Genomic DNA, 14,945 nt, shown 5'->3' with positions numbered 1-14,945 from the left:
CAGGTCATTTATGTGTATCTTCCGGTACCTCTAATTGGAATTTCATGTGGTCGGACCCAGCTAAGGAGGTAAGGGAGTAAAGATAGATCTGCTCCTTGCCCGCATATCCTACACCTTCGGATTGGTAATCAGCGGCGTTTTGAAAAGCTTGCTCTAGCTGTGAGAATAAAGGAACAGAGTTACCATGGGCGAATCGCAAGAAAATGCAAGGAAATCCCTTAAGACAACATGTTAAAATTAAACGTAGCCGACGAAATGCCCATACTGTGATACTAATTTTTTATTATTTAGATGAAAATAGTATGATAAGAAAAGGGTAAAACCTGTCTTATAGGAAGGAAGTATTTCATTGAAGAACCTCTCTCCTCTGAATGAGCGTATGAAGAAATATGCTCATAGCAACACGGACATTTTATATGATGATTTGGGCACTACACGACACGGACTCCGTCTGGAACAAATCGAAGCCATGAGGAAAAAGTATGGGGACAACAGTGCTACTGCTGGAAAATCAGATACTGTCTGGTTTCGGCTGCGCCGGGCGTTTATCAATCCTTTTACTATTATCCTATTCGTGCTGGCCATGGTATCTTTTGCAACAGAGATGTGGCAGGCCAATGATTTCAATAGAAATACTACCTCGGTTGTCATTATCAGCGTAATGATTCTTGTTAGTGGTTCTGTACGTTTTCTTCTGGAGATTCGCTCCAAACATGCTTATGACCAGCTGGATCGCCTTATACATACCCATGTTAATGTGAAGAGAAATGGTGTTCTGATTAAAATACCTGCTGAAGATTTGGTGGTAGGGGATTACGTCTATTTGTTCGCTGGTGATCGCACACCTGCGGACATGCGTCTTACCAATACAGCCGATCTGTTTGTTTCGCAATCTGCGATCACGGGAGAAAGCGGAATTCTGGAAAAAAGCAGTAGACAGCATCACTATACGGAGCAAATGGCCTTTTCCCAATACGAGAATCTTGTCTTTATGGGAACGACGGTGATTAGCGGAAAAGGCGAAGGTATTGTATTGGCGGTTGGAAAAGATACTTTATATGGCAACTTTGTTCAGCCTAATGATCATGCATCCACAGGCTTTGAGAAAGGGGCAAACTCTATTGCGTGGGTGTTGTTCCGGTTCATGGCTGTACTTGTTCCGATTGTCTTTATTATTTCCGGCCTGACAAAAGGCAATTGGGTGGAATCTTTTCTATTTGCGCTATCTGTTGCGGTTGGACTTACCCCAGAGATGCTGCCTATGGTGATTACAACCTGCCTGGCAAAGGGCAGTATGTCTATGTCGAAGAAACAGACGATTATTAAAGACATCAACGCTATGCAAGGGTTCGGAAGCATGGACGTTCTATGCATGGACAAAACGGGGACATTAACTAATGTAAACATCGTATTAGAATACTATATGGATATTATTGGGAATGAAAACGATGAAGTGCTTCGTTGGGCCTATTTGAACAGCTTATATCACTCTGGTGTGAAAAATCCTATTGATAATTCAATTCTGGAGTGTCGAAACATGCCTCAAAAAAGGGATTATTATGAGGATTTGGCTGGACAGTATTCGAAAGCAGATGAAATCCCCTTTGATTATAGCCGTAAATTTGTGAGTACACTTCTTGCAGATGTTAACGGAGAGCATCAGCTCATTATGAAAGGGGATGTGGAGGCTGTCTTCTCCCGCTGTACTTTCGTCGAGTACCAAGGAACAATCCAGCCTATTTCAGACAATGGAAGAGGCAGTGTTGCCGCTGTAGTAGATGAAATGCTGGAAGATGGCATGAAGGTAATTGCTCTGGCTAGGAAGAACATGGGCAGCCAGAATACAGTATCCCTGACAGATGAGGCAGACATGATTTTGATGGGTTATCTGGCATTCTTTGATGCGCCCAAGAAATCGGCTGCCCAGTCCATTGCCAAACTCAAAAATTTACAGGTTAAAACGAAAATTCTGACGGGTGACCATCAGCAGATTGCTCTCTCCATCTGCAGCAGAATCGGCATCGCTTCCGAGAATATGTTAACCGGAGCCGATTTAGATCAGCTCTCCGATTTGGAACTGCAGCTATCCGTAGAAAAAACGGATGTATTTGCCGAATTAACCCCGAGTCAAAAGGTTCGCATTGTAACGGCATTGCGTGATAACGGGCATACCGTAGGCTTCCTCGGCGATGGCATGAATGATATACCTGCGATCTGTGAAGCGGATGTAGGCATATCTGTCGATACTGCCGTTGACGCTGCAAAAGACTTAGCCGATGTCATTTTACTGCAGAAAGATTTAAATGTGCTTGAAGAAGGGATTTTAGAGGGCAGAAAAACCTTTGCCAACATGTCCAAATATATCAAAATAACGGCAAGCTCTAACTTTGGCAATATTCTTGCCATTGTTTGTGCCAGTGCTTTTCTGCCTTTTTTACCGATGGCTGCTATACAGATTCTCCTTCTGAACCTCCTTTACGATATCCTCTGTATCGTACTGCCGTGGGATCATGTGGACAAAGAGGTCTTTTCCTCTCCAAGGGAATGGTCGGGTAAAGCGCTTGGACGCTTTATGCGTTTTTTTGGTCCCATCAGCTTAATCTTTGATGTGATCACCTTTCTTTTTTTATACTTTGTGCTTTGCCCATCGCTTACGGGAGGACTGGTCTATACGCAGTTAACCGACCCGGATATGCAGTCTCGATATATCGCGCTCTTTCAAACTGGATGGTTCCTGGAATCCATGTGGACACAGGTTCTGATCATACATATGCTGCGAACCAAAAAAATACCATTCCTGCAAAGCAAACCATCCACTCCAGTAATGCTGATAACCATCATAGGTATATTGGTATTTACGGGTCTTACCGTTACTCCTATGGTCAATGTATTAGGTTTAACGCCTCTCCCGATATGGTATTTTGGATTCCTGTTAATTATTGTTGCAAGTTATATGCTGTTAACAACTGCATTAAAACGCATCTATATTGCGAAATATGGTGAACTGATTTAGAAAGGAGGAATCACGTTGAAGAAAAATGCAAGCTTTATCATGATGGATTCCTCCCTTGCTAAATCCTTGTATGATACCGTGAAAGATCTGCAGACCAATTCAATCTACTTTGAAGGGCTGCTTCAGGGATTAGAAGATTTAATGAAAGGTGAAGTGGCTACTCTAATGCTGGGAATGACCCGCGATGGAGAAGATTTAATCCATATTGTAGATGATGGCATTTACGCGGGGGACCTGGAAATTCATCCAAAGAGCCGCAAGGTGCTGCATGGGGGGATAGAGGTCAATTTAACCCCTAAGGAGTTTGACATCCTCTATTTTCTGGCTAAAAATAAGGGAGAGGTGTTCACTAAGGAACAAATTTACCAAGCGGTTTGGGCTGAAAATTACCTTATGGCTGACAGTAATATCATGGCCTTCATTCGAAAGCTCCGCAAAAAGATCGAGCCGAATCCGGATGCGCCGGAATATATCCTTACAATCTGGGGAATCGGCTATAAGTTTGCGGATTGAACATATGAATACGGATTGATTTTGGCTGTAAATCGGCTGAAATCAATCCGTTTTTTCTTGTCATTTGGTCAGAAAATCGCAAGGATTTAGCCATATGAATGGCTTCTATTTGCAAATAAACTTATGAAGTGTAATTAAACGGCGAACAAAGGATTAGAAAAAGGGGGGGAAGAGTATGAACTTGTATTGTATTACTTTTGGATTGATCTTCTTGGTGTCAGGCATCGCTTTTTTCATGGGAGTGGGTCCGAATTGGATCAAAGAATGGCGCGAAATGTCCCAGAAAGAAAAAAGTAAAATCAGGATTCGTGAACTCAGCAAAAATATAGGATGTGTGTTTATGGCAGCCAGCGGTATTTTTCTGATATCGGGAGTTAACGCCGCGTTTATGGAGGCTGCATTTACATGGTGCATGGTTGCCTGGTTCATATTGACCGGTATAGATGTGGTCTATATTGCAAAATCCAACCGGTATAAATTTGAACAATAACTTAAAATAGGCCAAGAGCTTGACATAGATAATCTGTGAGTGAAAGGGGAGAGACAGATGGAGTCCGATACGTGTGGCAGGACAGAGCGGCAAGACATAAAGCCTCCCGGATGAGGAAGATATTGGTGAAGCTTCGAACAGTATAAAACCTGTTATTAGTTTTGCTTGATATTTTAAGAAATTGGCTCAGGCTGATGTCTTGCCTTCGATAGTACAAATACAATCAGGAGGTATAGACATGAACAAGAATTTAAAGAACAGGGCTATTGTAAGAAAAAATTCGGAGATCCAGGCACGCAGAGACAAAGCTAATGAGACGATTGCTTTTGCTGCTACGAATAAAATAAGCAAGGTTTTTATGAGATTTGATGCTTCGTTGGAAGGTCTTTCGGAAAAAGAAGTCGTGGCAAGCCGTAATACTTATGGCAACAATAAGGTGACTCATGAAAAGAAAAAGACAATGGCGCAAAGATTGGCCGGCGCATTCGTTAACCCCTTTACGGCAATCCTATTATTCTTGGCTATCGTATCTGCAATTACGGATATTATTCTTCCGTTTGTGCAGAACACACCGGAGGATATAAGCTGGACAACAGTCATTATTATTATCAGCATGGTTATTATTTCAGGCACTTTACGCTTTGTACAGGAATCACGCTCGGGGAATGCGGCTGAGAAATTACTTGGTATGATTACCACTACCTTTACCGTTGACCGTGAGGAAGGAAAAAGACAGGAAATTCCCCTTGCGGATGCAGTGGTTGGTGATATTATCCACCTTTCCGCTGGTGATTTGATTCCTGCGGATGCTAGGGTGATATATGCGAAGGATTTATTTATCAGCCAATCGGCCTTGACCGGGGAAAGTGAGCCGGTGGAGAAAGTTGGCGAAGCCTCTAGAATGCGAGCAGACTCTGTTACTGAGTATTCAAATATTTTATTTATGGGGAGCAATGTGATCAGCGGCAGCGCTACCGCAGTGATCATTTCTGTTGGTGATGACACCCTGTTTGGTTCCATGGCTTCATCGATAGCGGGCGAAGCTGTCGAGACCAGCTTTACCAAAGGTGTAAACGCAGTATCCTGGGTACTTATTCGCTTTATGTTTGTTATGGTTCCGATTGTATTTGTCATCAACGGGGTCACTAAGGGGGATTGGCTACAAGCGTTACTGTTTGGAATTTCCATTGCAGTAGGACTTACCCCAGAAATGCTGCCGATGATTGTGACTACCTGCCTTGCCAAAGGCGCAGTATTTATGTCAAAAAAGAAGACCATCGTAAAAAATCTGAATTCCATACAGAATTTTGGAGCTATTGATATCCTTTGTACGGACAAAACCGGAACACTGACACAGGACCGCGTGGTACTGGAATACCACATGGATGTTATGGGCAACCGTGATACGCGCGTGCTCCGGCATGCCTATTTGAACAGTTATTTTCAAACCGGATACAAAAATTTGATGGATCTGGCCATCATCCGTAAAACAGAAGAGGAGGAGGCCAACGATTCCAAACTTATAGATTTGTCTGAAGCCTACGCAAAAGTGGATGAAATTCCTTTTGATTTCACGCGTCGCCGTCTCTCTACAGTAGTCAGTGACAAAAATGGCAAGACGCAAATGGTTACCAAAGGTGCAGTAGAAGAAATGCTATCCATCTGTACTTTCGCAGAATACCAGGGTAAAGTCGAGCCGCTTACAGAAACATTAAAGGAAAATATCCTTCGGACCGTGGATCTTCTTAACGAAGACGGAATGCGCGTTATTGCCGTAGCCCAAAAGACGAATCCTTCTCCGGTTGGTAAATTTGGTGTTAAGGATGAGACCGACATGGTGTTAATCGGATACCTGGCGTTTCTTGATCCTCCCAAAGAATCCGTTCATGCAGCGATCCAAGCTCTTAAGGAATATGGTGTAAGTACCAAAATCCTGACCGGAGATAATGATAAAGTAACTCGTTTTATATGCAAACAGGTCGGTTTAAAGGTTAATAACTTGCTGCTTGGCTCTGATATTGACAAAATGGATGATATTCAGCTGGCAGCGGCGGCAGAGCAAACAGATGTTTTCGCGAAGCTTTCCCCGGATCAGAAGGCACGAATCGTAACGATCCTTCGCGATAACGGCCACATTGTTGGTTTCCTGGGAGACGGTATCAACGATGCGGCAGCTATGAAGTCTGCTGATATCGGTATTTCTGTGGATACCGCGGTAGATATTGCAAAGGAATCCGCAGATATCATCCTTCTGGAGAAGGACCTCATGATATTGGAGGAAGGCATTATAGAGGGCCGCAAGACCTACGCTAATATGAACAAGTACATCAAAATGACAGCTTCCTCAAACTTCGGAAATATGTTCTCTGTACTTGCGGCTTCTGCCTTGCTTCCGTTTCTGCCTATGCTTAGCGTACAATTAATCTTTCTCAATCTGATTTATGATCTGTCCTGCACAGCTATTCCTTGGGATAACGTAGATGAGGATTTCTTGAAGAAACCGCGCACTTGGGATTCGTCTTCTGTTGGAAGTTTTATGGTGTGGCTTGGTCCTACAAGTTCTATATTTGACTGGACCACTTATGCGTTTATGTACTTTATTTTCTGTCCGCTGTTTGTATCCAATGGCATTTTGTACAATGACCTGGCAAACCACTTTAGCGGTACAGAGTTAATACAGATGCAGGCTAATTATATTGCGCTGTTCCAGGCAGGATGGTTTGTAGAATCCATGTGGAGCCAAACCCTGGTAATCCATATGATCCGTACACCGAAGCTTCCGTTCATTCAGAGCCGCGCTTCCGCTACACTTACGCTGCTCACCTTTGCGGGGATTGCAGTCGTAACAGCAATTCCGTTCACCGGATTTGGAGACACGCTTGGATTTCTCCCGCTTCCAGGTGCCTACTTCGCCTATCTAATTCCGTGCATCTTATTGTATATGGCTTTGGCTACAAGCTTGAAAAAGGCGTATGTACGGCATTATGGCGATCTCCTCTAAAATGAATGGAAAGGAGCTTTTAGGATGAACTTTAAAGAACTTTGGATGGATCTTTTTGGGGTAACAGAATGGTTTGGAATTGATATAGGCTTTTGGATTTCTATGATTGCCTGCGTGATCACCGTGGTCATAATGAATGCTGTATTTTGGGGAATGACTCCTATCAAGAAAAGTAATTAAGCAGGCAATAATAAGATAGACAGACTACAGGAGAAGGACAGTATAGATTGATCTATATCCGAGTCTCTTAAAGGGCTTTCACTTTAAAAAGTGGAAGCCCTTTTTGGCGAATTCCTTCCTCAGAAAGGAGGGTGGTGCTGCTTTGCGCAGAATGAAGAGAAAACAGGATAATAATTAAAAAGGATTAAGTGATGTTCCTATATGGGATAGATGCAGCTTGCCGCGCCATAATGTAAGCGCTATACTCTTTTTGATCTACTATTAGGAGAGGATGATGATTATGACCAACCCTTCGTCTGATGTCGCAAATGGAACGGGAGGTCCAATAGCACCGCGGGATCCGGTAGCCAAGCGCAGTGAGCTATACATATTGCACGAATCTATGATTGAAGCAACGCCTCGTCCGGATGGGACGTTCTCTCAAGAGATTTACCTGGACGGCAATCGTCTTGTTGATAAAGCGCGTATTGCGGGCAATGTATCAGATGAAGCCATTCTTGAACTTCTGAAGAGCTCTAGCGGGTTTCGAAGGCTGGTCCACAGTATTGGAATCTCCGTTCAAGCGCATGAAGAAGAGGATACCCAAGTTAATTTTACGCTTGAGCATCGTGGGATGAATCACTCAGGATCCCGAATGAGCATCTCATGCTCTGCTGATGGCTCAGAAACGCTCCTAATCTTGGGTGATTACGAAGCATCTCCGGATGATGATGTTCTCGCCAAATTCGCATTTGAATTCGATCGAGTGGGCGCTCTGGCGACGACTACCGTTGTTTTCTATCTGAATGATGGTTACCAGGTTCCAGAACTTGTGAATGATTCACCGGTCGAGTTCGAGTCGCAGGCCTATCGGGAGATGATTAAGAAATCTCTTATGTCTCCAGGCAATAACAGGAGATTGAAGGCAGCCATCGAGAAGGCAAAAAGAGGCGAGCCCGTCACGATCGCTTACATCGGCGGCTCGATCACTCAGGGGGCAGGGGCAGTTCCGATTCATAGCCATTGTTACGCTTATCGTTCTTATGATCTCTTTAAACAGATGTTCGCTCCACAGGATGGCAGCTCGATCCGACTGATCAAGGCCGGGCTGGGAGGCACGCCATCGGAGCTGGGCGTCGTTCGCTATGATCGAGATGTACTGAAGGAAGGGACCGCCCAGCCGGATATTGCCATTGTGGAGTTTGCAGTTAACGATGCGAACGACGAGACGGAAGGAAATTGTTACGAGAGTCTGGTACTCAAGGCGCTTAACTCTAATAACAAGCCTGCGGTAATTTTACTGTTCAGCGTGTTCATGAATGACTGGAATCTTCAGGATCGTCTTGCTCCTGTCGGATGGCATTATGATCTTCCTATGGTCAGTGTGAAGGATGCCGTAGTGGAGCAGTTTCGCTGGACTGCAGATCAGGGCAAGGTCATCTCTAAAAAGCAATTTTTCTACGATATTTATCATCCTACTAATGCGGGACATAGGGTTATGGCCGATTGCTTAGCCTGGCTCTTCACTGTAACCGATCAGGCCATCTCTGATGAAGAGGATATCTCGACGGACAAGTCGCCGATCATCGGGAATGATTATGTGGGGATTCAACTGCTGGATCGCCTAAATGGAGAGGGCATCGCTCAGATTGATACGGGGGGATTCCGGGAGAAAGATACCGATCTGCACACAGCAAATATGGACGATCATACTTACGGAACGCCACAATTCCCTAATAACTGGATGCACACCACCGAATCAGGAACTGACCGCTTCAAGATGACACTTCGGAGTAAGCGGCTTATTCTGGTGTTCAAAGACTCCGGAGATCCTAGCTTCGGCACCGCAAATATATGGGTAGACGGGAAGCTGGTGAGGCAGGGGGATCCGCGTATCGCGAATTGGACGCACTGCAATGCTGTGATCCTGTACGACGAGCCGCACTTGATTGAGCATACGGTGGAAATCAAAATGGCAGCAGGGCATGAGGATAAGCGCTTCACGATTTTAGGGTTCGGTTATGTGCTGTAATTTATGATTGACTCACCTAGAAATCCATGTTATATTTTACTTCCCTGTTGCAAAATATGGCTTCAGTGAAAATGCGGTCGTGGCGGAATTGGCAGACGCGCACGGTTCAGGTCCGTGTGGGCTAACCCCCGTGGAGGTTCGAGTCCTCTCGACCGCATCAAGAAGAAGGTTTCTGATTTGCTTATCTAAGCAGATTGGAAACCTTCTTTGTTATTCAAAATTTTAAGTTGGTGCTCCTGAGTCAGTAAACCGACTTGGCTTTTTAAGCAAATTTCTATTAATTATCCCGAGTTTAAGGAACATCATTTAACTTCTAGATGTGGGAGATCGCCTGGGCACGGCTTTTAACACGGATTCTGGTCGAAAGTGGGTCCTCCTGGGCTATTCTTAATCAGCTCTTTCGCTTGTTGCTTGCCCGCCTCCAGGAGGCTGTCGCTAAGTTGGGAATTACTAACCGATCGCGCGAGCATAAGCGTGCCGACCATGAGGCTAAGCAAAGCGCTGCCAGAAGAATGATCGATTCCCCCTAGATCAGAGACAAAGTCGATCATTCGTTGCAACTCGAGATTGAAGACTTGACGCACCTCTTCCGATAATCGGGATATTTCACCGGAAAGAGCGGGGAGAATGCAGCCCATCTCCGCATGATCACGATGATACGGGCTTAAATAAAAATGGATAACCGCATGAATCTTGGATTCTTCCACTGCCTGGTCTGCCGCTTTCTGCAAAAGCGCGATTGTATCCTTTATGGCATAACGGCAAGTCTCCGACACCAGTTGGTCCTTATTGTCAAAGTGTGAATAGAACCCCCCGTGCGTCAACCCGGCACCTTTCATAATGAACGGGACGCTTGTATCGTGTATTCCGTTCGAACGAAACGCTTTGGCGGCACTTCCGATGATACGGCCCCGAACTTTGATCTTATGTCCTTCAGGATATGGCATCGTCATCGCCTCCTTACGCATAAACTATCTTCAGCCATTATAATCATCATAATAAAACGCGTCAATTTCGCAGGGTATTGACTGGATCTAAATATGATGACTATAATATATTACGATCATCATATTTAAGGGTGGGAGGTATTGTTGGAAATGAGCCAACATAAACAAGTAGATACATTAGTCATTGGTTCAGGGCCAGGAGGTTATACTGCGGCGGTGCGATCGGCGCAGCTTGGAATGAAGACCATTGTTATTGAACGCGGTCAAATTGGCGGCGTGTGCACAAATGTGGGCTGCATTCCTTCCAAAGCGCTGATTGCGGAATCACACCGATATAATTTATACAGACAATGGAGCCGTTCGGGTGCTTCAGATTTCTTTGCTGAGGCTCAGGCTTTCAAGCAATCGGTCGTTAACAAACAGTCCGGTGGTGTTCAATACCTGTTGCAAACTGCCGGAGTAACGGTTCTCGAAGGGGAGGCCAACTTGATTGACAAACATACTGCCATGATTAAACAATCGGAATCGGAGCAATTGATATCTTTTAAATACGCTATATTGGCGACGGGTTCTCGTCCAATTGAGTTGCGGGCGTTGCCGCTGGGTGGACGTATTTTGTCTTCAACGGAAGCTCTGGCATTATCTCATATTCCAGCCAGTTTGGTAGTGATAGGTGGCGGATATATTGGCGTTGAGTTGGGACAGATGTACGCCAAATTCGGCAGCAAAGTTACCATTTTGGAAGGAGGACGGCAAGTGCTTCCCGGGTTCGAGGCAGACCTTGTCGCTCCTGTTATCAAGCAGATGAACATCGACGGGATGACTGTGGTAACCGAAGCGACTGCGGTCAAAGCGGAGCAAGATGCGGATGGGCTAACCCTTCATTATATAAAAAATGAAGAACAGCATTTTGTTAGAGCGGAGTATGCGTTAGTGACCGTCGGAAGGAGACCAAACACAGACGGTAGTCTGGGGCTTGAACGAATCGGCTTGCCGACAACGAGCAAAGGGCTGATTGAGACGGACGAACAATGCAGAACGGTGATTCCGAATATTTTTGCTATCGGAGACATTACAGACGGTCCGGCGCTTGCCCATAAAGCCTCTTATGAAGCCAAGGTTGCAGCCGAGGTGATTGCGGGCCAACCTTCCGTCGTCGATTACAAAGCAATTCCGCTTGTCGTTTTTTCCGAGCCGGAGCTGGCCAGCGTCGGCTTAAGCGAGACAGAGTGTACGGCAAGAGCGATTCCGGTTGTCATTGGGAAGTCTTCATTCGGGATTAATGGTAGAGCGCTGGCACTAAAAGCTACGGAAGGATTTGTAAAAGTGATAGCCAATTCGGAATCCGGGATGGTTATAGGCGCGCAAATTGTGGGTGCAGAGGCGTCAACCCTCATTTCTGAGCTTACTTTGGCAATTGAGATGGGAGCAACCGTCGAGGATTTAGCGATGACCATCCATCCCCATCCTACCTTGGGGGAAGTTATTATGGAGGCTGCTGGCAACGCCGTAAGGAAAATATCGAAAAATAAAAACAATAAACAGGTTGTTTAGAAGCATGCTGAGAGTCCGGAGACCATTGCATGTCAATGCGGCTGTGGCGATTCCGTCAAACAAGAAGATACTCTCCTCTTTAGTGCAAGTATAGATAGTTAGAATTTTTTGGTTGACTCACTTATGAACCAAAGTTGGTCAAGCGATTACGGCGTCCGGGTTAACTGTTATAGGCGGTTTTAGTACCTTGATTTTTGTAAGTTTCCCTATCCTGCGTGATTTCGGAATAACGACTGTAATTGACACATTATATTCGTTGATTTCTGCATTAACTATTTTACCCGTCTTGATTGTGCTTTTCCGTAAAAGGAAGAAAAGACTGGGGAAAAACAATTATAAGCAAAAGCTTCATCAATGACAGGTTTCTGCTCTGCCTTTTCTGGCAGAGCCTTTTTTATTTCAACAGAAGTGAAACTTAATGAAGGATAAAAGTGTTTAATATATAAAGGAGGGAGAATCGTGCGGATTAGACTCGTTTATCATATACTCATACTTTCTTGCGTCACTTTTGGTTTCACCGTACTTTCTGCATGTACAACCGAAAAGTCTGAAACGTTCCAGTCAGCGCAAGTACAAGGAAAGGAAGGAAGCGAAGAAATGCTAGGCCATACGTCCATTGAAAAAATCCAATTCACTACAACGATTTATTCAATGGATTTGAGCAGCTATGCAGGTAAGAACGTTAATAAGATACCATTTTATTCGGCCGGAAAGATCGAATACCTTACTGAAGACACAGTAAAGTCCTTCAATGAGGGTCATCACCCTTGGTTAGGGCATGCAGAAACCTTCATTAGCATTAAGGCGGCAAATCTTGTTCCCGATGAATATAAAGAGGGGGATGGGATTAAGAGAGAGTATATCAAGATCAAGGCCCTTTCCGATATTGCGGCAATAGCTACGATTAAGCTGGGAAGTAGTAAGTATTATGAAATAACCATGGAGTCATCCGAGAACACCGGAGGTATTTTCTATATCACAAATATTGTTCTAAATACCATCGATGAACAGCCTGCGGTTATTTCACAATTAGAATTTGAAATCTCCGGTAAGATAGATGGATTGGAGCAAGATTATTTCTTTTATCTGATTGAGGATGGACATGGTTTTTTGGCTGACGGAAAAATAGTCCTTCAAAAGAATAAAGAATTTAAGACGAAAATATCAATAAAACCTCCAACAAATGATTTTGGACAAATTTCGTTTTATAGTGATGTGAACCAAAATGGGGAATTCGATATTGAAATGGATACGCAGCAAAAAATAAATTCATATGATCTTGTGTACGATAAGCCCCTTGTCGTATCCAATTGAAGAAGTAAGGAGAAGCATAAAGATACCGGGATTCCGGGAGACAGATGAAAAAATTAGCATATAGTTTACAAAAGTTCATTAAAATTTACCTGTCAAAAACTAATATCGTTCAAAAAATGCTTCCAGTTGCTTTATAAAGCTTGGAGGTATTTTTTTGTGTACTTATTATTAACAGGCCTCTTCCCTTAAACGAAACTAACTTTGCCTAATTTACGAAAACGACAAGTTCATTTAATTTTCGACAAATATTTTATCTCTATCATGATGGTGAAGGGAAAATATCATTTGAGCAAGAACGAAGGAAATCCTACAAAGGGGAGAAGTGGATGAGGTTATGATTCGGTACTTATGGTTTGACCTGGGCTACACCTTAGTTGCAACTAACCGGGAAGAGGTCTATCAGAAGACGCTGGAGCGATTTGCGGTGACGAAAACGATCGATGAAATTACTATGGCCTACCATCAGGCAGACAAACTGTTCATGCGAGAGTATCCAGGAGTTTTGGGTAAGGACAGCAAGACGTTTTTGCCGTGGTATGTAGGCACATTGAATTATTTCCTGGGGCTGTCGCTGCCGATTGAGGACTTGATTCGGATTCATTTGGAACTGGCGAAAGAGCAGCCGATACAGTGGAAAGCATTTGAATTTACTAAACCGACCCTTCATTGTTTGAAAGAAGCGGGATATCAGCTCGGCTTGATCTCCAATTGGGATCAGAGCGCTCGTGAGGTGTTATCACACAATCAATTAGAAGAGTTGTTCGATGAAATCATCATCTCTTCGGAGGTAGGGGTAGAGAAGCCGGATCCGGCGATATTTGAACTGGCTTTGGCTCGAGTCCAGGTGACGGCAGAACAATCCTTATATGTAGGAGACAATTACTATGATGACGTCAGAGGTTGTCAGCAGGTTGGCATTCATTGTCTACTAATCAATCCGTATAACAACCAAGGCATTGAAGAGTTGGATTATACACATATCATCCCAAGTATCCAAGGTGTGGTTGATTATCTGGGACTTAAATCTATTCCGCAAGAGATTAAATAGTCTGGAGCAAGGATCATGACAACGATTAAGGACAAAATTCAGGAGCAATTCGAGACTTTGAGCTCGGGGCAAAAAAGAGCAGCCCATTACATTCAGCAGCATATGCAGGAGGTTGCGCTGCAACCTGCCCATAAGACTGCTACCAAAGCCAGCGTTAGCGAAGCAACGGTTCACCGGCTGGCCCAGGCACTATCCTATCCGAGCTTCTCGGCGATGCATCAGGATATCCAGCGATATATTTTGCGCGACCAGCGCGCTGTCAAAAATCTTGAGCATTTGACTAGCCGGCAGGAAGAATCATGGCTGGAGAAGCACTTTACACAAGAAATGGATAATATTCGGGAGACGATGCTGCAAACGGACAAGATGCAGATTCAAGAGACGGTAAGGGAGCTTCTAAAGGCGGATCGGATTTGGGTAGCAGGCTGGCGAATGGGATTATCGGTCACCTCTTTTCTCAGCTTTGTCCTTAAGTATATGCTGGGCAATTGCGAGCTAATTCCGCAGGGCAGTGTAGCGGAGTATTCAGCCTATATTCGGCCTAATGATGTCTTGTTCGTCTGCGGATTTCCAAGATACTGCTCCAGAACGCTAAAGGTATCGAAGCTGGCCAAGGAGCAAGGAGCCACGGTAATTGCATTGACGGACTCCAATCTATCGCCTTTCGCCAAGCTGGCCGATCTGACTTTATTGGCGCAGAGCAAATCGAAGGGATTTCTTGACTCGTATACGGCTTCTTTATCCGTAGTGAATGCAATCATTAATGAAATCTCTTATTTGGAGAAGGAACGGGTCAAGGTCAATATTGAGCGAATGGAGCTTATGTTTGAACAGTTCCAGGATAGTTTTGAGTGGATGAGCAGAACGAAGTGAC

Annotated in this window: 11 protein-coding genes, 1 tRNA gene and 1 pseudogene; 12 read left to right on the top strand and 1 reads right to left on the bottom strand. The window is 44.3% G+C overall.

Translation table 11 applies throughout. The annotated features are described in order from the left end of the window. Positions 1 to 349 precede the first annotated feature (349 nt). The 7 genes from mgtA (EI981_RS18980) (at position 350) to EI981_RS18955 (ending at position 9,365) form a co-directional block, all read left to right on the top strand. Positions 350 to 3,013 carry a magnesium-translocating P-type ATPase gene (gene mgtA, locus EI981_RS18980; RefSeq protein WP_127000814.1) on the top strand — a complete coding sequence of 888 codons (2,664 nt, stop codon included), beginning with the start codon at positions 350 to 352 and terminating at the stop codon, positions 3,011 to 3,013. A gap of 15 nt (positions 3,014 to 3,028) precedes the next feature. Continuing rightward, complete coding sequence (locus tag EI981_RS30340; RefSeq protein ID WP_127000812.1) at positions 3,029 to 3,526, top strand: winged helix-turn-helix domain-containing protein; 498 nt, start codon at positions 3,029 to 3,031, stop codon at positions 3,524 to 3,526. Positions 3,527 to 3,701: 175 nt separating this feature from the next. Next, a complete protein-coding gene (locus tag EI981_RS18970) occupies positions 3,702 to 4,016 on the top strand; it encodes a DUF3784 domain-containing protein (RefSeq protein ID WP_127000810.1) in 315 nt (104 codons plus the stop codon). Positions 4,017 to 4,254: 238 nt separating this feature from the next. Further along, complete coding sequence (gene mgtA, locus EI981_RS18965; RefSeq protein ID WP_127000808.1) at positions 4,255 to 7,017, top strand: magnesium-translocating P-type ATPase; 2,763 nt, start codon at positions 4,255 to 4,257, stop codon at positions 7,015 to 7,017. 24 nt (positions 7,018 to 7,041) lie between these two features. Continuing rightward, positions 7,042 to 7,197 (top strand): hypothetical protein, encoded by a 156-nt coding sequence (locus tag EI981_RS29280; protein ID WP_193556387.1) that lies wholly within the window; start codon positions 7,042 to 7,044, stop codon positions 7,195 to 7,197. A 280-nt stretch (positions 7,198 to 7,477) separates the two neighbouring features. Next, positions 7,478 to 9,208, top strand: a complete 1,731-nt coding sequence (locus tag EI981_RS18960) for an SGNH/GDSL hydrolase family protein (RefSeq protein ID WP_127000806.1) — start codon at positions 7,478 to 7,480, stop codon at positions 9,206 to 9,208. A gap of 73 nt (positions 9,209 to 9,281) precedes the next feature. After that, a tRNA-Leu gene (locus EI981_RS18955) sits at positions 9,282 to 9,365 on the top strand. Positions 9,366 to 9,552: 187 nt separating this feature from the next. Here the strand turns inward: EI981_RS18955 and EI981_RS18950 are convergent. Continuing rightward, a complete protein-coding gene (locus EI981_RS18950) occupies positions 9,553 to 10,155 on the bottom strand; it encodes a TetR/AcrR family transcriptional regulator (RefSeq protein ID WP_127000804.1) in 603 nt (200 codons plus the stop codon). A 150-nt stretch (positions 10,156 to 10,305) separates the two neighbouring features. Between EI981_RS18950 and lpdA the strand changes: the two genes are divergently transcribed. The 5 genes and pseudogenes from lpdA to EI981_RS18925 all read left to right on the top strand — a co-directional run bounded on the left by lpdA (position 10,306) and on the right by EI981_RS18925 (position 14,944). Further along, the gene (gene lpdA / locus EI981_RS18945; protein WP_127000802.1) at positions 10,306 to 11,709 is read left to right on the top strand and encodes a dihydrolipoyl dehydrogenase; all 1,404 of its coding nucleotides are present in this window, start codon (positions 10,306 to 10,308) and stop codon (positions 11,707 to 11,709) included. 127 nt (positions 11,710 to 11,836) lie between these two features. Then, a pseudogene (locus EI981_RS18940) lies at positions 11,837 to 12,067 on the top strand (MMPL family transporter); the annotation flags it as partial. Between the two features lie 101 nt (positions 12,068 to 12,168). Further along, positions 12,169 to 13,023 (top strand): hypothetical protein, encoded by an 855-nt coding sequence (locus EI981_RS18935; protein WP_127000800.1) that lies wholly within the window; start codon positions 12,169 to 12,171, stop codon positions 13,021 to 13,023. Positions 13,024 to 13,357: 334 nt separating this feature from the next. Next, a complete protein-coding gene (locus tag EI981_RS18930) occupies positions 13,358 to 14,071 on the top strand; it encodes an HAD family hydrolase (RefSeq protein WP_127000798.1) in 714 nt (237 codons plus the stop codon). Positions 14,072 to 14,086: 15 nt separating this feature from the next. Beyond that, a complete protein-coding gene (locus EI981_RS18925; protein WP_127000796.1) occupies positions 14,087 to 14,944 on the top strand; it encodes a MurR/RpiR family transcriptional regulator in 858 nt (285 codons plus the stop codon). The last annotated feature ends 1 nt before the right edge of the window (position 14,945 follow it).

The organism is Paenibacillus lutimineralis (assembly GCF_003991425.1).
GTDB lineage: Bacteria > Bacillota > Bacilli > Paenibacillales > Paenibacillaceae > Fontibacillus > Fontibacillus lutimineralis.
This window is presented reverse-complemented; position numbering and strand designations above follow the sequence as displayed.